Annotated in this window: 16 protein-coding genes; 4 read left to right on the forward strand and 12 right to left on the reverse strand. The window is 62.7% G+C overall.

The annotated features are described in order from the left end of the window. Window positions 1–81 precede the first annotated feature (81 nt). Window positions 82–225 (reverse strand): hypothetical protein, encoded by a 144-nt coding sequence (locus tag CIT26_RS36655; RefSeq protein WP_167391446.1) that lies wholly within the window; start codon window positions 223–225, stop codon window positions 82–84. Between CIT26_RS36655 and gyrB the strand changes: the two genes are divergently transcribed. Beyond that, window positions 224–2695, forward strand: a complete 2472-nt coding sequence (gene gyrB, locus CIT26_RS18435) for a DNA topoisomerase (ATP-hydrolyzing) subunit B (protein ID WP_095493890.1) — start codon at window positions 224–226, stop codon at window positions 2693–2695. The genes CIT26_RS36655 and gyrB overlap by 2 nt on opposite strands. Before the next feature lie 59 nt (window positions 2696–2754). On the opposite strand, the gene CIT26_RS18440 is transcribed toward gyrB, so the two are convergent. From CIT26_RS18440 to CIT26_RS18495, 11 genes are all read right to left on the reverse strand, one after another. Beyond that, window positions 2755–4260 carry a hypothetical protein gene (locus tag CIT26_RS18440; protein WP_167391447.1) on the reverse strand — a complete coding sequence of 502 codons (1506 nt, stop codon included), beginning with the start codon at window positions 4258–4260 and terminating at the stop codon, window positions 2755–2757. 175 nt (window positions 4261–4435) lie between these two features. Beyond that, entirely contained in the window at window positions 4436–5833 is a 1398-nt protein-coding gene (locus tag CIT26_RS18445) for an NAD(P)(+) transhydrogenase (Re/Si-specific) subunit beta (protein ID WP_095493891.1), read from the reverse strand. A 6-nt stretch (window positions 5834–5839) separates the two neighbouring features. Continuing rightward, entirely contained in the window at window positions 5840–6265 is a 426-nt protein-coding gene (locus CIT26_RS18450; RefSeq protein ID WP_095493892.1) for an NAD(P) transhydrogenase subunit alpha part 2, read from the reverse strand. Further along, window positions 6265–7536 (reverse strand): Re/Si-specific NAD(P)(+) transhydrogenase subunit alpha, encoded by a 1272-nt coding sequence (locus CIT26_RS18455; protein WP_095493893.1) that lies wholly within the window; start codon window positions 7534–7536, stop codon window positions 6265–6267. Before CIT26_RS18455 ends, CIT26_RS18450 begins: the two co-directional genes overlap by 1 nt. A gap of 85 nt (window positions 7537–7621) precedes the next feature. Next, window positions 7622–7846, reverse strand: a complete 225-nt coding sequence (locus CIT26_RS18460) for an aa3-type cytochrome c oxidase subunit IV (protein ID WP_095493894.1) — start codon at window positions 7844–7846, stop codon at window positions 7622–7624. A 188-nt stretch (window positions 7847–8034) separates the two neighbouring features. Next, a complete protein-coding gene (locus CIT26_RS18465) occupies window positions 8035–8184 on the reverse strand; it encodes a DUF3096 domain-containing protein (RefSeq protein WP_065006071.1) in 150 nt (49 codons plus the stop codon). 191 nt (window positions 8185–8375) lie between these two features. After that, on the reverse strand, window positions 8376–9155 hold the full coding sequence (locus CIT26_RS18475; RefSeq protein WP_095493896.1) for an N-acyl amino acid synthase FeeM domain-containing protein: 780 nt from the start codon (window positions 9153–9155) through the stop codon (window positions 8376–8378). Window positions 9156–9315: 160 nt separating this feature from the next. After that, window positions 9316–11628 carry a putative bifunctional diguanylate cyclase/phosphodiesterase gene (locus CIT26_RS18480; RefSeq protein ID WP_095493897.1) on the reverse strand — a complete coding sequence of 771 codons (2313 nt, stop codon included), beginning with the start codon at window positions 11626–11628 and terminating at the stop codon, window positions 9316–9318. A 135-nt stretch (window positions 11629–11763) separates the two neighbouring features. Continuing rightward, window positions 11764–15243 (reverse strand): indolepyruvate ferredoxin oxidoreductase family protein, encoded by a 3480-nt coding sequence (locus tag CIT26_RS18485; RefSeq protein WP_095493898.1) that lies wholly within the window; start codon window positions 15241–15243, stop codon window positions 11764–11766. Between the two features lie 222 nt (window positions 15244–15465). Then, on the reverse strand, window positions 15466–15996 hold the full coding sequence (locus CIT26_RS18490) for a hypothetical protein (RefSeq protein ID WP_167391448.1): 531 nt from the start codon (window positions 15994–15996) through the stop codon (window positions 15466–15468). Beyond that, window positions 15989–16597: a CGNR zinc finger domain-containing protein gene (locus CIT26_RS18495; RefSeq protein WP_095493900.1), complete on the reverse strand. Its 609-nt coding sequence runs from the start codon at window positions 16595–16597 to the stop codon at window positions 15989–15991. The genes CIT26_RS18490 and CIT26_RS18495 overlap by 8 nt, the downstream gene beginning before the upstream one ends. 150 nt (window positions 16598–16747) lie before the next feature. Here CIT26_RS18495 and CIT26_RS18500 point away from each other — a divergent pair, with 150 nt between their 5' ends. The 3 genes from CIT26_RS18500 to CIT26_RS18510 all read left to right on the forward strand — a co-directional run bounded on the left by CIT26_RS18500 (window position 16748) and on the right by CIT26_RS18510 (window position 20390). Continuing rightward, window positions 16748–17653 (forward strand): branched-chain amino acid ABC transporter permease, encoded by a 906-nt coding sequence (locus CIT26_RS18500; protein WP_095493901.1) that lies wholly within the window; start codon window positions 16748–16750, stop codon window positions 17651–17653. A gap of 383 nt (window positions 17654–18036) precedes the next feature. Further along, on the forward strand, window positions 18037–18621 hold the full coding sequence (locus tag CIT26_RS18505; protein WP_095493902.1) for a TRAP transporter small permease subunit: 585 nt from the start codon (window positions 18037–18039) through the stop codon (window positions 18619–18621). Then, the gene (locus tag CIT26_RS18510) at window positions 18618–20390 is read left to right on the forward strand and encodes a TRAP transporter large permease (protein WP_192355598.1); all 1773 of its coding nucleotides are present in this window, start codon (window positions 18618–18620) and stop codon (window positions 20388–20390) included. The genes CIT26_RS18505 and CIT26_RS18510 overlap by 4 nt, the downstream gene beginning before the upstream one ends. Window positions 20391–20401: the final 11 nt, after the last annotated feature.

A 20401-nucleotide genomic window follows, 5' to 3' on the forward strand; every position in this document is an offset into this window, starting at 1 on the left:
TCGGAACAGGTCGGCCCTCTGTTGTTGCCGCCGCTCTGTTCCAAGTCCGGCTCCACTTTTTGGGTCCGATGCCCTGGCCGGTCAGGCGCGCTCTTCTTCCATTCGGAAACGCTTGCAAACCTTGGAAAAACCGCCTTTTGCACCTATATCTTGGACATCAAGGACGCGCGATTCGGAGCCGATTTTTTGCGCTGGACGTGCGGCATCAATCAGACAGGTTTTCATGAGCGATCAGATCGACAACGCCAACGGCGCTGAGGCCGAGTACGGCGCCGATTCCATCAAAGTTTTGAAGGGGTTGGATGCCGTCCGCAAGCGGCCTGGCATGTATATAGGCGATACCGACGACGGCTCGGGCCTGCATCACATGGTCTACGAGGTGGTCGACAACGCCATCGACGAGGCGCTGGCCGGCCATGCCGACCTCGTTACTGTAACGCTCAACCCGGACGGTTCGGTGACGGTCATCGACAATGGCCGCGGCATTCCGACCGATATCCACACCGGCGAAGGCATCTCGGCGGCCGAAGTGATCATGACGCAGCTGCATGCCGGCGGCAAGTTCGACCAGAATTCCTACAAGGTGTCTGGCGGCCTGCACGGCGTCGGCGTCTCGGTGGTCAATGCGCTTTCGGCCTGGCTGAAGCTGAAGATCCGCCGTAACGGTCAGATCTACGAGATGAGCTTCACGCATGGCAATGCCGACGCGCCGCTGAGGGTCACCGGCACCTATGAACAGCGCAAGGTTGCCGGCACCTATGAGGGGCGCAGCGGCAGCGAAATCACTTTCTTTCCGTCGGCCGAGACGTTCACCATGGTCGAGTTCGACTTCGGCACGCTGGAGCACCGGCTGCGCGAACTCGCCTTCCTGAATTCCGGCGTGCGCATCGTTCTGACCGATGCCCGCCATGCCGACGTCGTGCGCCATGAACTGCACTATGATGGCGGGCTCGAGGAGTTCGTCAAATATCTCGACCGCGTCAAGAAACCGCTGATAGACAAGCCGATTGCGATCAAAGCCGAGCGCGACGGTATCACCGTCGAGGTCGCCATGTGGTGGAACGACAGCTACCACGAGAACGTGCTGGCCTTCACCAACAACATTCCGCAACGCGACGGCGGCACGCATCTTGCCGGTTTCCGCGGCGCGCTGACGCGCCAGATAACCGGCTATGGCGAATCCTCGGGCCTCACCAAGAAGGAGAAGGTGGCGCTGATCGGCGACGATTGCCGCGAGGGGCTGACGGCGGTGCTGTCGGTCAAGGTTCCCGATCCGAAATTCTCGTCGCAGACCAAGGACAAGCTGGTCTCATCCGAAGTTCGCCCGGTGGTGGAAGGGCTCGTCAACGAAGCGCTCGGCACCTGGCTCGAAGAGCACCCGACCGAGGGCAAGGTGGTCATCGACAAGGTCATCCAGGCGGCAGCGGCGCGCGAAGCCGCGCGCAAGGCGCGCGACATCACCCGCAAGAGCTCGCTCGGCGTCACCTCGCTGCCCGGCAAGCTGGCCGACTGCCAGGAACGCGATCCGGCGAAGTCCGAAATCTTCATCGTCGAGGGCGACAGCGCCGGCGGCTCGGCCAAGGGCGGCCGTTCGCGCCAGAACCAGGCCATTCTTCCCCTGCGCGGCAAGATCCTCAATGTCGAGCGGGCTCGCTTCGACCGCATGCTCGGCTCCGACATGATCGGTACGCTGATCACCGCGCTCGGCACCTCGATCGGCAAGGACGAGTTCAACGCCGACAAATTGCGCTATCACAAGATCATCCTGATGACCGACGCCGACGTCGACGGCGCCCATATCCGCACCTTGCTTCTGACCTTCTTCTTCCGGCAGATGCCGGAGCTGATCGAGCGCGGCCATCTCTATATCGCCCAGCCGCCGCTCTACAAGGTGACGCGCGGCAAGAGCTCGCAATACCTCAAGGACGAAAGCGCCTTCGAGGAATTTTTGATCGGCTCGGGGCTGGAGGAGGCGTCGCTTGCGCTCAGCACCGGCGAGGTGCGGGCCGGACAGGACCTGCGCAGCGCCATCGACGATGCGCTGGCGGTGCGCCAGCTCATCAACGGGCTGCACACGCGCTACAACAGAGGCGTGGTCGAGCAGGCGGCGATCGCCGGCGCGCTCAACCCGGACGTTTTCGCCGATCTCGGCCGGGCCAACGCCATGGCCGAGCGTGTCGCCCGGCGTCTCGACATCATTGCCGAGGACACCGAACGCGGCTGGACCGGCCGCATGTCGACCTCGAACGAAGGCATCGGCGGCTATGTGTTCGAGCGCACGGTGCGCAGCGTCAAGGAGTTCGCGCATCTCGATCTCGCGCTGATCAATTCGGCCGACGCCCGCCAGCTCGACCGCTATGCGCCGCGCCTCGCAGAAATCTATGGCGAGCCGCCGGTGCTGCGCCGCAAGGATGTGTCGGAAACCATCTCGGGACCGCTGGCGCTGCTCAACGCCGTGTTTGCCACCGGCCGCAAGGGCCTGACCATGCAGCGCTACAAGGGCCTCGGCGAGATGAATGCCGAGCAGCTCTGGGAAACCACGCTCGACCCGAATGTGCGCTCGCTGCTGCAGGTCAAGGTCACCGATGCCACCGATGCGGACAGTCTATTCTCGCGGCTGATGGGCGACGAAGTTGAGCCCCGACGCGAGTTCATCCAGGACAATGCGCTGTCGGTCGCCAATCTGGATATCTGAGGCCCAATCCGGTTGGCGTGCTCCGGCGCGCCAATCCGTTTTCGTGCTTTGGGTCGTTTCTATACTGTGCGGCCTATCGTCGGCACCGCCTGACTTGGCTCCAGTTTGCGGCCGAGGTCGACGGCGTCGCGCAGCACGCCAATATGCGAGCGCGGCGACGTGCCGGCGGCTGCGGCGACCTCGACGCCGATCGCCTTCAGCGACCAGTAGAGCCTGTGCGTGAAGATGCGGCCAAGCGAACTGCGCAGCTCGACCTGGATGTTCTCGACGCCGGGGCCGAAATTTTCCGCCATCGGGCCGGAGATCGGGTCGCCCGTCAGCCAGCCATTGCCCCTGTCGAAGATGTTGGTCCAGCGCGTCGCGGCAAACACCGCACCATGATGCACCGCCCGCTGCGGCTTGCCCGAACGGCTGCGCCCTTCCTGATAGAGGACGGTTCCACCGGCCGCCGTCTCGGCGATCGGCGGACATGCCGAGAACAGCCGCTCAGCGATGCCGCGCCTGAATTCAGCGAGGTTGTAGGTCACCAGAAATTCGCTGTGGGTGAGCGGACTGCCGAGCGTGACGAAATCGCTGATCTTCCAAGGCAATGGGTGATCGGCGTCCCTGGCGCGGAGCTGCCGATAGAGCTCCCATTGGGCGCGCCGGAATCCGGAAAAATCATCCAATTTGTCGGGCCACGCAGAACCATCGGCGTTGAGCGTGGCCTTGTCGACGGCGCGGATCGCTTTCAGTCTCGCCTTGTCGCGGACCGCTTCCAGCTTTCGAGGCCTGAAATCGGCCCACAATATCTGCAGCAGATCGTAGGCGATGATCGATCCCAGGCTGTGTGAGACCAGCACGATCCGGTCATAGCCATCGTCCATCATGAGGCGCTTCAGCAGCGTCAGGCCGCGGTCGCGGACAAGCGCGCGCTTCTCGACCATTGCCGCTTCAGCACGCACGTAGGCGGCCACATCGCCGAAATAAGGCAGGCCAAACCGGTCCACCGACCAGATGACGAACGAGGCCAGGATCGTGACGAGCGTACCTGTGGTCCAGGAAATATACCCTTGCGATGCCGACGTCGCGAGCAGGAGCGCTGCGCACAAGACTGTTGTGACGACCAGAAGCGTGACGACATAAAGCCCGCGGGCATCGCGCGGGATGTCAGCGGGCTTGCGCCAAAGCAGATTCGTTACCCAGGCCGCAAGCCGGCCCCGCGTTGTGCCCTGCGTAATGTCGGCCCAGTAAAGCTCGTAGAAATCGGTGCGGCGGCTATCGACATCGTAAGGGGTGGTGATCCGGCGAAGCTCGTGCGAGTTCGTCCGGCTGTCAGGCGTGATCCAGCTCTGGTTGATCTTCTCACCGTCGGGGTCGGCCGGATCAGTGACACGGGCATAAAACGGCGCGCGGGCGGGATCATGACTCCAGACAGCCTGAACAAATTCCCTCAGCGTGCCCATGGGCCGCTGTTCGCCCATGCCATGCACAATTACCACGGCCTGGCTGAGCTTGCGCGGCGCCTTTCCGGAGGCCGGCGGACTGATCTTGGCCGGCGACGCAACAGGATGAGAGTCGGACACCAGTGCCTCCGTTGGTGCAAATCCCGTGTCCAATCGGGACAGAATTCACCCATCGTAGCTCTGAAACCGACATGAGAGCAAAGGACGCCTGATGCTCAGGGCCAAGAAAAAAGCCCGGCGCAGAGCCGGGCTTTTTTTCGAGCAACTAACGGTATATCGGCGCCAGTAACCCGGATCAGTGATCCATGGCCTTGACGATCTCTTCAGTCATCTTCTTGGCGTCGCCGAGCAGCATCATGGTGCCGTCCTTGTAGAACAGCGTGTTGTCGATGCCGGCATAGCCGGAGCCGAGCGAGCGCTTAACGAACAGGCAGGTCCGGGCCTTGTCGACGTCGAGGATCGGCATGCCGTAGATCGGCGACGACTTGTCGTCCCGCGCGGAAGGGTTGGTGACGTCGTTGGCGCCGATGACATAGGCGACGTCGGCCTGCGCGAATTCGGAGTTGATATCCTCCAGCTCGAACACTTCGTCGTAAGGCACATTGGCTTCGGCCAGGAGCACGTTCATGTGGCCGGGCATGCGGCCGGCGACCGGATGAATGGCGTATTTGACGTCGACGCCGGCGGCCTTGAGCTTGTCGGCCATCTCGCGCAGCGCGTGCTGCGCCTGGGCGACCGCCATGCCGTAGCCCGGCACGATGATGACTTTCTGCGCGTTCATCATCAGATAGGCGGCATCGTCGGCCGAACCCTGCTTGACCGTGCGCTCGATGCCGTCGTCAGCAGTGGCGGAAGTCTCGCCGCCGAAGCCGCCGAGGATGACCGAGATGAATGACCGGTTCATGCCCTTGCACATGATGTAGGACAGGATCGCGCCGGACGAGCCGACCAGCGCGCCGGTGATGATCAGCGCCAGATTGCCGAGCGTGAAGCCGAGTGCCGCAGCCGCCCAACCCGAATAGGAATTCAGCATCGAGACGACGACCGGCATGTCGGCCCCGCCGATCGGGATGATGAGCAGGACGCCAAGAACAAGCGATGCCGCCACGATCAGCCAGAACACCAGCTTCGACTCGGTGGTGACCAGCAGCACGATCAGCACGATCAGCGCGATGCCGAGGGCCGCGTTGATCAAGTGACGGCCGCCGATCATGATCGGCTTGCCCGACATGCGGCCATCGAGCTTGAGGAAGGCGATGACCGAGCCGGTGAAGGTGATGGCGCCGATGGCGACACCGAGGCTCATCTCGATCAGCGCCTGGGCGTGGATGTCGGCGACCGTGCCGATGCCGAAGCTTTCCGGCGCATAGACGGCGGCAGCCGCCACCATGACGGCGGCAAGGCCGACGAGCGAGTGGAAGGCGGCGACCAGCTGCGGCATCGAGGTCATGGCGATGCGCCGTGCGGTGATCGCGCCGACCGAGCCGCCGATCAAAAGACCCAACACGATGAGGCCGAAGCCTCCGGCCGAAGGGGTCGCCAGCGCCAGCGTAGTGACAATGGCGATGCCCATGCCGATCATGCCGTACATGTTGCCCTGACGGCTGGTGGTCGGGTGCGACAGGCCGCGCAATGCCAGGATGAACAGGATGCCGGAGACCAGATAGAGGAAGGAGGCGAAGTTGGCGTTCATGTCGCTCTACTTGTCCTTCTTCTTGTACATCGCCAGCATGCGCTGGGTGACGAGGAAGCCGCCGAAGATGTTGACCGAGACCAGCATCAGCGCGACGAAACCGAAGCCGGTGGCGATGCCGGACGCCGAGATGCCGACGGCAAGCAGCGCGCCGACGACGATGACCGAGGAAATGGCGTTGGTGACCGCCATCAGCGGCGTGTGCAGCGCCGGCGTCACCGACCAGACGACGTAATAGCCGACGAAGATCGCCAGGACGAAAATCGCAAATCGGAAGACGAACGGATCGATCGCCCCGCCGGACAGCGCGTGCGCAGCATCACCGGCCGCATCGGTGCCGCCTGGAGCAGTGGCCAGATCCTGCACCGCGAGCCGGACGGCGGCGGTCGCCTGGTCGAGCTGGTCGAGGGCTTTCTGCATGGTCTGGTCCATCACGCGATCCCTTTCGACTTATTAGCGGGCGATTTGGGTGTGGCAGCTTTCTTGGATGCGGCAGCTTTCTTTGGCAGGGCTGGTTTTTTTGCAGCGGCGGGCTTCGCAGGCGCAGCCGAGGCGATCATCACCGCCGGCTTGCCGGCGAAGGCCGGATGCACGACCTGGCCACCATCGGTCAGCATCGTCGCCTTGACCAATTCGTCGTCGCGGTTGATGGCAAGCGTCTTCGTGGTCTTGTCGACCAACGTCTCGAGGAACGCAAAGAGGTTCCTGGCATAGAGCAGCGAGGCGGAGGCCGCGACGCGGCCCGGCACGTTGAGATGGCCGACGATTTTCACCCCGTTGGCCGTGGTCACCACCTGCCCCGGCACAGCGCCCTCGACATTGCCGCCGCGCTCGACTGCCAGGTCGACGATCACCGAGCCCGGCTTCATCGAGGCGACCATCGCGGTCGAAACGAGCTTCGGCGCCGGACGGCCGGGAATCAGCGCCGTGGTGATGACGATGTCCTGCTTGGCGATGTGCTCGGCGGTCAGTGCCGCTTGCTTGGCCTGGTATTCCCTAGACATTTCCTTGGCGTAGCCGCCAGCCGTCTCGGCCGCCTTGAACTCCTCGTCCTCGACCGCCAGGAACTTTGCCCCCAGCGAGGCGACCTGTTCCTTGGCGGCGGGGCGCACGTCGGTGGCGGTGACGACGGCGCCAAGCCGTCTTGCCGTCGCAATGGCCTGCAGGCCGGCGACGCCGACGCCCATGATGAAGGCTTTCGCCGCCGGCACCGTGCCCGCGGCCGTCATCATCATCGGCAGCGCCCGGTCATATTCGGCAGCCGCGTCGATCACTGCCTGATAGCCGGCGAGGTTCGCCTGGCTGGACAGGACATCCATCGATTGGGCGCGCGTGATGCGCGGCATGAACTCCATCGAGAAGGCGGTGACGCCGGCCCTTGCCAGAGCATCGACGGCAGCATCGTTGCCATAGGGATCCATGATGGCGATGACGGCAGTGCCCGGGCGATAGGCCTTCAGCTCCGCCCCATCAGGCCGGCGCACCTTCAGCACCACATCAGCCTTGGCGACGTCGCCGGACTTGCCGATCACAGCGCCGGCCTTGGCGAACTCCTCGTCGGGAATGCGCGATGCCGTGCCGGCGCCGCCTTCGACGATCACGTCGAACCCCAGCCCCGCCAGCCGCTTCACCGTGTCGGGCGAGGCAGCAACGCGCGGCTCGTTCGCATCGAGCTCACGAGGGATAAAAACCGTCTGTCCCACCGCATGATCCTTTCGGCTGGAACCTGTCTGCGCAGGACGCCGGCCGGACTTCCGGCGATGTCACGGGCAAGGGGTTTTGAAGAATTTACCGGAGAATGAAAGCGCCGACGGCGATGATCAGTGCGAACAGGACAAATCCCGAGAAGAAGCCGCCTGCAAAGAAGCCGAAGGCCATTGCCAGAAGCACGGCGAGGCAAAACAGCGATCCGTATTTCGCGAGCCTAAGGAAGCCGGCATAGGTGCGGTCGTGCTCGGCATAGTCCATCTTCGCGCCTAGTTCGACAGGACCGGTCGGCGAGTGATCAGCCATAGGAATACCCCTTCGAAGACATCTTTCAGGCACATAGCGAAAAGCCAGGCCGAGGGCAATGGCGCTATTGCCGCATCGCCGGAGACATCAGCCTCAAAGGAAACTTGAAGCTGCCAAATGCAGGGAGGATGTTCCTGAGGCGACCGCGGCTGCCGTCTTGCGCTTCCTTGCGGCTGACGCTTGTCACATCAGCCGGCAAGCTGTGGAAACAGCCCAAGCAGGCCGACGACGATCAGGTATAGCGCGACGATGTAGTTGAGGAGCCGCGGCATCACCAGGATCAGCACGCCGGCAATCAGCGAGATCAGTGGAGTGAGTGCGAGCGTGGAAATGGTCATGTCGGGTTCCTTTCGGTAAGATTGCCGTCAACGCTATGCAGGTCGTCATTCATGCGCCACCGGCGCGCTTGCCAGAACGCCGAAGCGGCCGGAAAGCTCCATGGCCAGGCTGCAAACTTGCCGAATGTCTTGCCTTGGTTTTGGCGCATGTCGTCGTCCCAAAACCGCTGCCCACTTTTGGGCGCCATGCATCAGGCGGCTTCGCGAAAATACTTGGCTGTGGGCAGGATGGTCAGCGGCGCGAGTTCACCAAGATTAGGCATGTCGAACAGCATGCGCTGCTCCATCGGCGTCGAACGGAAAAAAGGGAACCGGGAGAGGGACCGCTCGCGGATCGCGTTGACGTCGGCACGGTAGAGCACGACCTTATTGTACACGCCGGGATAGGCGCGGGCCTCGCTGATCTTCTCGGAATAGTAGATCCGCTTGTAGAAGCCGGCGTGGTCCTCGCGAATGGTCGACAGGCAGTAAGGCGCGTTGAAATGGAAACACGCCATGCCGGCGAGCCGCAATGTGAGATAGGGAATTTGCGGATAGACGCGTGACCAGTCGGGGTCGGAGGCGAACCGGCTGGGACAGATGAAGCTCAGTCCCTTGGCCAGCATCGGCATGACGATATCGCCGAAAGCCTTCGTGGAAGGCGACATCGGCGTCGCCGGCGTGACGTGGTGAATGCGCAGCGTGCTGACGAGTTCCTGGTCGATGTAGACGCCGAAACGAAAGACATTCGGCGCCTCGTCGAGCTCGTCGTGAATGGTATGGTTCTCGCTATCGGGCACCATATCGTTGGAGCGATACGACTTGTAGCGCAGGCGGTAGATGTCCTCGAGGTCTTCGCCCTTGTCGCAGCGACGGTATTCCGTCCGCTCGAGCATCGCCGAGACATTCCTGGCAAAGCTGGTCATAGTGTCGGACGCATCACTCCCGTCCGCACCCGCCGCCTGGCGAGGCGAAATCAACTCAACAACCATGAACTCAATCCCCGTACAACCGCCGCGATCAACCCTACGGCAGGGTCGTAAGATGTAAAGCTGAAAACAAGATAGAGATCGTTTACCAGCTATTAAGGTTAATAATTGTAAATATTATACCAAAGTACGAGATTCCTCCCATGGAAATCAGCCACAGAGATCAGCGATGCGTCGCCTTCCTGGCCGTCTTGATGTCCTTGGCGAAGGGCCAGACCGTGCTTGACATGGTCTCGATGCCGGACGCGCTGAGCGCCGAGCCGAACAGGAATCCTTGAACCAGGTCCGGCTTCACCTGCAAGGCCAGGATCTTGAGCTGCTCGAAAGTCTCGACGCCCTCGACCGTCACCGAAAGCCCCAGCGGCCGTGACAGATTGACGATGCCCTTGAGCAGTTCGAGCGAACGGCTGTTCTGGGTGACGTCCATCAGGAACGATCGGTCGATCTTGATCTTGTCGAGCGGCAGTTTGTGGAGATAGCTCAGGCTCGAATAGCCGGTGCCGAAATCGTCGAGCGCGATCCGCACGCCAAGCCGCTTCAATTCCTCGATATACTGACGCGTCAGCGACTTGTCGTCGAGCAGCGCCGTCTCGGTGACCTCGATCTCCAGGCGACCGGCGGCGAGACCGGAGCTGGCGAGCGCATCGCGAACCTTCTCGATTACGTCGCGGTTGCGGAAGTCCTTGGCCGAGAGATTGACCGAGACACTGGTCTGTGCGGGCCATTTGGCGCATTCGGTGCACGCCGCATGCAGGACGAAGGTGCTGATCTCGGAAATGATGCCCATTTCTTCCGCCAGTGGAATGAAGATGCTGGGCGAAATTGGTCCAAGATCGGGGTGGTCCCAACGGCACAGCGCCTCGCAACTGGCTATGCGCATCGTGCTCATCGTCACGATCGGCTGGTAGACCACCCGCAACCCCTTGCTTTCCACCGCGGTGCGCAGATCCGCCTTCATCAGCTGACGGTTGCGGAAAGCGGCATCTATCGATGCTTCGAACAACCGCCAAGTGTTCTTGCCGAGTTCCTTGGCCTTGTAGAGCGCGAGGTCCGCCTTGACGATCATGGCGTCGACATCGGTGTCCCTGACCCGCGACAGCACCGCGCCACCGCTCGCCTGGATGCGCAGTCCATGACCGGCGACGTCGACCTCGCCCTGCAGGTCAATGAAAATCTCGTCGATTTGGCTGATCAGATGGCTCTCGTCCTCGACGCGGTCGAAGAAGATCATGAACTCGTCGCCACCGAAACGGCTGACGGTGACGCCTGGTCCGGCGACCGCCGCCAGCCGTTCAGCGACGGCGTAGATCAATCCATCGCCGACCGGGTGGCCAAGCGTGTCGTTGACGCTCTTGAAGTCGTCGAGGTCGAGCACGGCGAGCCCGCAGAGACGCTCGAGGTCGCCGGATGCCATCGCCTCTCCGATCAGCTCTTGGAAATAGGCGCGGTTGGGCAGACCGGTGAGGCTGTCGTAACGCGCCATGAAGCGTATCTTGTCTTCCGCCTCGACGCGGGCCGTCACATCCTCGAAGGTGACGACGCCCAGTTCCTGGCTGCCTTCGCGCGCCGAGAACTCATAGTGCTGACCGTTCGCAAGCGAGACGAGAACCTTGCGATCGCGGCCCTCGCGCAGAGCGCGCGTAAGCTGGGCTTCGATGTAGCGGCAGTCCTTCAGCGCCAGCATGCCGCCGGCAACGCCGCGCATCAGCAGACCGTGGATCGATCGCCCGAGCAGCGCGTCGGGCGACTTGAGCGACATCAAATGCGCGGCTTCGGCGTTGGCCACCGCCACCCGGCCGTCCGGGCCGAGCATGACAAGGCCATGCGACATGGTGTTCAGCGCCCGATTGAAGCGCTGGGCGAGGCGGTTCGCCTTCTTTTCCTCCGACACCGCCGCAAAAAGCACATCGCGCACCGTGTTGGCGAATTTGCGGATCGCGAACAGGAATGGCGCTGACAGCAGGCCAAGGAGAACATGATAGATATCGCCGCGCAGCAGGAAGCCCAGCGAGATGGGCCAGGTCAATGCAAGGGTCAGGATGATCACCATGCGCGGCGAGCCGTAGTTGCGGCCGGCAATGGACGTCGCGGTCGCCAGCGTCAGGCAAACGGAGGCGATCTCGGCGAAATCGTCGCGCGCAAAGTAGATGCCGAGCAGGCAGAAAGCCCCGAGCGTAAGCCCATGCATGGAGCCGTAGAATATGTAATCGTTTTCGCGCTTGTGCGCTTCCTCCCAGGTCGTCGGTGATGGCAAGTTGTTGTATTTTTGGAAGTTTCTCATGCGGAATATGCCGACGAGAACCATCGCGATCGCAACAACCAGGTAACGCGGATCGCCGTTCTTCCACCAGACAAGGCCGATCAGGAAGGTTTGCGCGAGAATGCCGATCGAAAGCGTCACCCCGTCGCGAAACAGAGTTTCCACGAACGGGATATAGACGTCGACAGGAATCTCGTTTTTTCTTTTTAGATTCACGCCTGAATCCCAACCCTGGGGAGCCAAGCTGTGTCACATTAGCCTTAAGAAAGATTTAGAGGGGCCGTCTGGGGCCTCACCGTCAGGTCGGTTGACCCAGGGGAAGCTATCCTTCAGGTAAACAAGGCGTATCGATCACTCGGCGGCCTGGAGTTTTGGCCGAACCGGCGTCTTTGCCAGGCGATCGAGCAGCCTTAGGCGCTCGCCAGCGGCCTTTTCGGCACTGGCCTGCCTGACGTAACCATAGCCGCGAATGAGCGCCGGCACCGAGGCAAGTGCTGCCGCGGCCTCGACCTTGCCCGGCGCCAGCGCGCCGGCGACAAGCTCCAGGTCGGCCTCGTATTGCGCAAGAAGCTGCCGTTCCATACGCCTTTCGGTGCTGTAGCAGAACACGTCGAAGACCGTGCCGCGCAAGCCTTTCATCGCTGCCAGCAGGCGGAATCCCTTCATCATCCAAGGACCGAAACTCGACTTCCTCGGTTTGCCGTCCTTGCCGCGCCAGCCCATGATCGGCGGCGCGAGATGGAATTCGAGTTTGTCGTAGCTCTGGAACTGCTTCCCCAGCTCAGCGGCGAAGGAGCCATCGGTGTAGAGCCTTGCCACCTCGTATTCGTCCTTGATCGCCATCAGCTTGAACAGGTTCCTCGCGGCTGCCTCGGTCACAGCAGTCGAACCGGGCACCGCACTGGCTTCGGCCCTGCGCAGCGCGGCCAGTCTGTCGGCGTAGCGCTTGGCATAGGCGGCGTTCTGATAGCCGGTGAGGAAGGCGACCCGGCGGGCGATGATGTCGTCCAGCGTCACGGCGACAGCGGCGTTCTGTGCAGCCATTCCCGGCTGGACAACGAGGTCCCGCACGAAATCCGGCTGGTGGGCGGCGCGGCGGCCCCAGCGGAAGGCTGAGACGTTCATCGCCACGGCCTGGCCGTTGAGCTCGATCGCCTTTTCGACTGCCTCGGCTGACAGCGGCAAGCCGTCATGCTGGAAGGCGAAGCCGAGCATGAACATGTTGGCGCCGAGCGAACTGCCGAACAACGCGGTGGCGGTGCGGGTGGCATCGAAGAAATGCGCCTTGTCGTCGCCGGCGGCAGTGCGGATCGCCTTTTTCAGTCGCTCGACAGGCAGGGAGAAATCCGCCGAACGGGTGAACTCGCCGGGCATGATCTCGGCGGTGTTGGCGAGGAAGATCGTGTGGCCCTCACGCGCCGCGGCAAGCACCTTTTGGGCGCCCGACACGACAAGGTCGCAGCCAAGCACAAGGTCTGCCTTCCCCGCCGAAACGCGGATGGCATGGATATCGCCCGGGCTGCGCGCGATGCGGACATGGGTGAACACCGAACCGCCCTTCTGGGCAAGGCCGGCCATGTCGATCATGCCGCAGCCCTTGTCTTCGAGATGGGCCGCCATGCCGAGCACCGCTCCGATGGTGACGACGCCGGTGCCGCCGACGCCGTCGATGATCGCCGCCCAGCCTTGTTCGCCGAGCGGGAATTCGGCGGGCGCCGGCACGCCGTCGAGCGGATCGGTCGTGCCGGCAATACCCTCGGCCTTCTTGATCTTGGCGCCATGCACCGTGACGAAGGATGGACAGAAGCCGTTGATGCAGGAGAAATCCTTGTTGCAGCTCGACTGGTCGATCCTGCGCTTGCGGCCGAATTCGGTCTCGACCGGCTGGATCGAGACGCAATTCGACTGCACCCCGCAATCGCCGCAGCCTTCGCAGACCAGTTCGTTGATGAAGACGCGCTTGTCGGGATCGGGGAAGGTGCCACGCTTGCGGCGGCGGCGCTTTTCGGCGGCGCAGGTCTGGTCGTAGATCAGCACGGATGTGCCCCTGACCGTGCGCAATTCGCGCTGGACGAGGTCGAGACCGTCGCGGTGATGGATGGTGGCGCCGGCGGGGAATTCGACCTTGCCGGTATATTTGTCCGGCTCGTCGGTGACGATGGCGATCCGCTCGACGCCCTCGGCCCGCACCTGCCTGGCGATCATGTCCACGGTCAGGCCACCCTCGTGCGGCTGGCCGCCGGTCATGGCGACGGCGTCGTTGTAGAGGATCTTGTAGGTGATGTTGGCGTCGGTCGACAGCGCGAAGCGGATCGCCAGCGCACCAGAGTGGTTATAGGTGCCGTCGCCGAGATTCTGGAAGATGTGGTCGCGCTTCGAGAACGGCGCCTGGCCGACCCATTGCGCGCCCTCGCCGCCCATGGCGGTGAAACCAACGGTGTTGCGGTCCATCCACAGCGCCATGAAATGGCAACCGATGCCGGCGGCGGCGAGGGAGCCGTCGGGCACCTTGGTCGAGGAATTGTGCGGGCAGCCGGAGCAGAAGAAGGGGGTGCGCGAGGCGACGTCTGACGTGTCGGCGAGCATCGCCTGGAACTGGCGAAGTTTCGCCACTCGTGCGGCAATCTCGTCCGACGGACCGATCGTTCGCAAGATTCTCTCGCCGAGCGCGATTGCGATGTCATTGGGGTCGAGCGCGCCCTTGGCCGGGAACAGCCCGTCGCCGCGCTCGTCCTTCTTGCCGACGATGACCGGCTGCATGGCGGTGCCGTAAAGGTTCTCGCGCAGTTGCACCTCGATCAGCGAACGTTTCTCCTCGACGACGACTATGGTCTCGAGACCGCGAGCGAAATCGGCGATGTGCTGCAGGTCGAGCGGCCACGGGCAACCGACCTTGAACAGCCTGATACCGATGCGGTTGGCGGCGGCCTCGTCGACGCCGATGTCTTCCAGCGCCTGGCGAACGTCGAGGTAGCTTTTGCCGATGGTGACGATGCCAAGCTTCGGGGCACGTCCACCGGAATAAACGATCCGGTTCAGCCCGTTGGCGTGGATAAAAGCCGAAGCGGCGGCGCGCTTGTATTCATGCAGCCGCTCCTCCTGGCCGAGCATGTCGATCTCGTTGCGAATGTTGAGGCCGCCGGGCGGCATCTCGAATTCCGGGGTGACGATATCAAGCCGTTCGAGCGCGGCATCGACCGAAGCCGTCGATTCAATGTTGTCCTTGACGCATTTGATCGCCGCCCAGGTGCCGGCGAAACGCGACATGGCAAAGCCGTAGAGCCCATAGTCGATGATCTCCTGGACCCCGGCCGGATTGAGGATCGGCACCATAGTGTCGACGAACAGGAATTCGGTGGCGTGCGCGTTGGTTGAGGATTCGGCCATGTGGTCGTCGCCCATCAGGGCAAGCACGCCGCCATATCTAGACGAGCCGGCGAGGTTGGCATGGCGGAACACGTCGCCGGATCGGTCGACGCCCGGTCCCTTGCCGTACCAGACCGAAAAGACGCCGTCATGCGTGCCCTCGCCCAGCAATTCGGCCTGCTGCGATCCCCAGCAGGCCGTGGCCGCGAGTTCCTCGTTGAGGCCGGGCTGAAAGACGATGTCCGACTGGGCGAGCTGCTTCCTGGCCTTCCAAAGCTGCATGTCGAGGCCGCCGAGCGGCGAGCCGCGATAGCCGGAAACGAAGCCGGCAGTGTTCAGGCCAGCCCGGCGGTCGCGCGCGCGCTGCATCAGCAGCATGCGGATGACCGCCTGCGCGCCGGAAAGGAAGATGCGCTCCTTCCCCAGGTCGAACTTGTCGTCGAGCGCGACATCATACAGCGTCATCAGGCATTTCCTGTGCGGCCACGGCTAGAGGTGCGCAGCCAACGTCGGAGTCGAGTGCCTACAGTCTTTCTTCCCTTGCCGGGGAGGTCAAACAAAATCGAAGATGCCAGACAAAGGCGCAACAAATGATCCGTGCGCGGCCGTGTGGCGCCACGAAACGCCTGTCGGGGAGGATGGCCGAGCACGAAAATTCCGGCGGCGGGCAGTGACGCTGGTGACGCATCATGCAGCCTTTGGGCAACTGGGCTTCGGTTCGCCGGGCAGCTTGCCGTCGACATGGCCGGCCAGGTCCTTGTTAAGCTCGTAGACTGGCCCGACCACGAGAGGCCGGTCGGGCAGGATCGACTGGTCGAGCGAGGACGTCAGTGTCGTCTCGAAACTCTGCAGCAATTTGCCGCTGGAATCCTCGATGCGGATCGACACCGCATAGGGCTTGTCCTTGACGACGCAGGTGAGCGGCGGGCTGGTCAGCGTCACATGCGGCAGCTTCGGCCATATTTTCTGGGTGACGATGATCGGATCACCACCGGCCGGGTTCTGGAAGGAGACCACGGCGACCTGTCCCTCACCCACCGGCCGCAGCGGATTGAGGGTGATGACATAGGTGGCGATGCCCAGCCGGTAGTTGAACTCGAACAGCTTCCCGGAAATGGCGAACAGCTGGTCCTTGCCGGAGTCACGGCAGGCGCCGAGCGCGGCCACCGCGAACAACGCCGCGACGACAATCATCGCGCGCGAGTATCTTTTAGACATTGGTGATCTCCCTCGCCGCGGTCCGGCGGCGATAGTATCGGTTTGCCTTCTGTCGGTTGCCGCACACCGCCATGTCGCACCAGAGGCGGCTGGAATTGCGGCTTTTGTCGACAAACAGCCAGCTGCAGTTCGGACATATCCTCAGCCTGGCGATTGTGTCGCCGCGCAGCAGCGACAGCGCCGAGACCGCAAGCGCCGCCTCGAAGGCAATCGGCGTCGCCGGATTGCCGAACGGTTTTCCGGGCCTCCCGATTTCGGTGCGGCTTTGGGCGAGTCCGTCGGCGCAGGCTGCAAGGAATTCAGGCATGTCTCCGGTGGCGATCGCACCTTTCGAAACCGCGCGGCGAAACAGCCGATCGGTCGTCTCCCTGATCGACAGCACCACCGGCGCGATCTTTTCAGGCGCCGGCGCTACGAGCGGCCTGCCGCCGAGCTCGTCGGCGCGAAACCCGCTCGCCGCTTCGGCAAAGCGGGCGATCTCGGCCGGATCTTTGAGCCGGTCGAAGGTTTTCTCCGGATCGTTCCGCAAGACGACGGTGTTCGCCGTGTCGAGCGCAAGCATGCCACCGGTGAAGCGGTGCGGAGTCCAGGATACTGCCATATGGCGAATCTAACCGATAAATCGCATTTGACAAGTTAGATTCCGGGTGCAACGCTCGTCACGGAGGCAATCGCCATTGCCTTGTCTTGAGAATGTCGTTCGTCCCAAACCGCTGCGCCCCGATTGCGGGGCATGCATCGAGGACATTGCATGCTCTATTTCTTCCAGCAGGTTCTGAACGGGCTGCATTCGGGCGCGCTCTACGCATTGCTTGCCTTCGGCTACGTGCTGACCAACGGCATCCTGCACCGCACCAATCTTGCCTATGGGGCGCTGTTCGCCTTTTGCGGGCATACGATGATCCTCACCGCGGCGTTCGGCTATCAGGCGCTGTGGCTGACGCTGTTTGCATCCGTCGCGCTCGGCGTAGCTGCGGCGTTCCTTTATGCGGCGCTGCTCAGCCGTGTCTTGTCGCGAAGCATCTTCGAACCGTTGGCCGACCGCTCGCCCAACGCCATCGTGGTGACGACGCTCGGCATATTGCTGGCCCTGTCGGAAGCCAGCCGTATCGCCGCCGACACCCATGATCTGTGGCTGCCGCCAATGCTGGCCCAGCCCATCATTTTTGCACGGGGGGCCAATTTCAATGCCACGCTGACGCTCATCCAGTTGCTCGACTGCGCTGTCGTCGCGGCAACTATCGGGCTCGCCGCCTGGGCGTTTGCCCAATCAAGCTTCGGCCGGCGCTGGCGCGCCGTGTCCGACGATCCCAGGGCGGCAGCGATGTGCGGCGTCGATGTTCGCGCGGTGCTTCGGCGTGCGGTGCTTTTCGGCGGCCTTTGCGCGGCACTGGCCGGCGTGCTCGCCGCCTTCTACTACGGCAACATCAGCTTCGGCACAGGGTTGGTCTACGGGCTGAAAATCCTGTTTGTGACGGCGGTGGGCGGCTATCTCTCGCCGTTGCGGGCAGCACTTGGCGCTGCCGCTTTCGGCATGGCCGAATCGCTGTGGGCCGGCTATTTTCCGCTCGAATGGCGCGATGGCTGGATGTATCTGTTCCTCGTCGCCATGCTGGTGCTGATCGGCACCGGCCGCGATCAGGGCAAGATCGCCTGAGTGTACCAAGCCTGGGTAGACCTTGGTTGCATGACGTCTACAGCGCGTACGTCCTCTCTCGGACGCGCAAAGGACGCTGTAGCACTTTGATTTTGCGCATGATCCCCAGCGAAAATCGATTCCGATTTTCGGGGTCATGCGCCGGGTCAGGCGGCTGTTTCGCCCCCTTCCTCATCTCAAAAGCCCCTTCCTCACTTCACAAGATTGTTTTAGTCGGTCTGCCCTGTGTTGACCCGCCGGGCCACGCACGGCATACCGTTGGGCCACATCGAGGCGGCGGAAAAACAAGCGGGAATTGGCGCGCCGCTGATACTTTAAGTCACGCATCGTGCGTTCCGAAAATCGACACCGATTTTCGGGCGGATGCGTAAAGGGAGGAATGCATGGCAGGGCTGCTCGCTCTATCCAGAACCATTGACCGGGTGAACGAATTCATCGGCAAATGGGTGTCGTGGCTGATCCTGCTGGCAATCCTGGTCAGCGCCGCCAATGCCGTCATCCGCAAGACGTTCGACATGTCGTCGAACGCCTGGCTGGAACTGCAGTGGTATCTGTTCGGCGCCGCCTTCATGCTGGCCGCCGCCTACACGCTGAAGCAGAACGACCATATCCGCATCGACATCGTCTACGGCATGTTCTCGCGCCGCGTGCAGCACTGGATAGACCTTCTCGGTCACCTTTTTTTCCTGATGCCGTTCGTGACGCTGATGGTGATCTATTTCGTTCCCTATGTGTCGCTGTCGTTTCGCAGTGGCGAAATGTCGAACAATTCCGGCGGGCTGATCATCTGGCCGGCAAAGGCAATCCTGCTGGCCGGCTTTTTCCTGCTCGCGCTCCAGGGCATCTCCGAGATCATCAAGAAGATCGCCATCATGCGCGGCGACATGGACGATCCGACGCCGTTCATATCGGTGCATGAGCAGGCCGAGCTCGAAGCGAAGGCGCTCGCCGAAGAGGTGCGCTCGTGATCGAGTTCATCGCCCAGAACATGGCGCCGATCATGTTCGCCTCGCTGGTCATCTTCCTGCTGATCGGCTATCCGGTCGCCTTCTCGCTCGCCGCCAACGGCCTGGTCTTCTTCTTCATCGGGGTTGTGCTGTCACCCTATTCGGGCGGATCGATCAACCTCGCCTGGCCACTTCTCTATGCGCTTCCGGAAAATTTCTATGGGAGCCGGGTGATGTCGAACGACACGCTGCTGGCCATCCCGTTCTTCACCTTCATGGGCATCGTGCTCGAACGATCGGGCATGGCCGAAGACCTGCTCGACACGATCGGCCAATTGTTCGGACCGATCCGCGGCGGCCTCGCCTATGCCGTGATCTTCGTCGGCGCGCTGCTTGCCGCCACCACGGGTGTGGTGGCTGCCTCTGTCATCGCCATGGGCCTGATCTCGCTGCCGATCATGCTGCGCTACGGCTATGACCGCCGTGTAGCGTCCGGCGTCATCGCCGCGTCGGGCACGCTCGCCCAGATCATTCCGCCCTCGCTGGTGCTGATCGTTTTGGCCGATCAGCTCGGCCGCTCGGTCGGCGACATGTATGCGGGCGCGCTGATCCCGGGGCTGGTTCTGACCGGCCTTTACACGATGTACATCGTAATCATGTCGATCGTCCGGCCGAAGTCGATGCCGGCGCTGCCGTTGGAGGCCCGCACGCTCGGCCACGGTGTCCTGTCGCTGCTGTTCGCGGTATTGGCGGCAGTCGTGGTTTCCTACGCGGCGTATCGCTATCTTGCGCCCTCGCAGGGCCAAAACGCCGATATTCTCGGTGCCACCATCGGCGTGATCCTCATCTATGTCGTGGCAATCGCCGACCAGCGCCTGAAGATCAACATGATGTCGCGGCTGGCGCAGCAGGTGATCATCGTGCTGATCCCGCCGCTGGCGCTGATCTTCCTGGTGTTGGGCACCATCTTCCTGGGCATCGCCACACCGACTGAGGGCGGCGCCATGGGCGCTGTCGGCGCGCTGATCATGGCGGCGATGAAGGGACGGCTGTCGCTGGACGTGGTCAAGCAGGCGCTGGCGGCGACGACGCGGCTGTCGTCCTTCGTGCTGTTCATCCTGATCGGGGCGCGGGTGTTCTCGCTCACCTTCTACGGCGTCAATGGCCAGATCTGGGTCGAACACCTCCTGACATCGCTGCCGGGCGGCGAAGTCGGGTTCCTGATCGGCGTCAACATCCTCGTCTTCTTGCTCGCCTTCTTCCTCGATTTTTTCGAGCTCGCCTTCATCATCGTGCCGCTTTTGGCGCCGGCCGCCGACAAGCTCGGCATCGACCTGATCTGGTTCGGCGTGCTGCTCGGCGTCAACATGCAGACCAGCTTCATGCATCCACCCTTCGGCTTCGCGCTGTTCTACCTGCGCTCGGTCGCCGCCCGGGTGCCCTATCTCGATCGCCTCACCGGCAAGAAGATCGCGCCGGTGACCACCGGCCAGATCTATTGGGGCGCGGTTCCCTTCGTTTGCATTCAGGTCATCATGATCGGCCTGACCATCGCCTTCCCGCAAATGGTGATGCACTACAAGGGCACGGCAGTGGACCCGGGCACGATCGATTACCAGGTACCGGAAACGCCGAGCCTGTCGCCGCTCGGCGCACCGCCGGCGGATGGCGGCACGGCGCCGACCGCGCCTGCACCGGATCTGTCGCAACCGCCGAATTTCGGTGAAACGCCGCCTGCCAAGCCAGCAGCGCCAGCACCCGATCTGTCCCAACCACCGAGTTTCAATTGATGCCGGAGGCG

This window comes from Mesorhizobium temperatum, from assembly GCF_002284575.1.
Lineage (GTDB): Bacteria > Pseudomonadota > Alphaproteobacteria > Rhizobiales > Rhizobiaceae > Mesorhizobium > Mesorhizobium temperatum.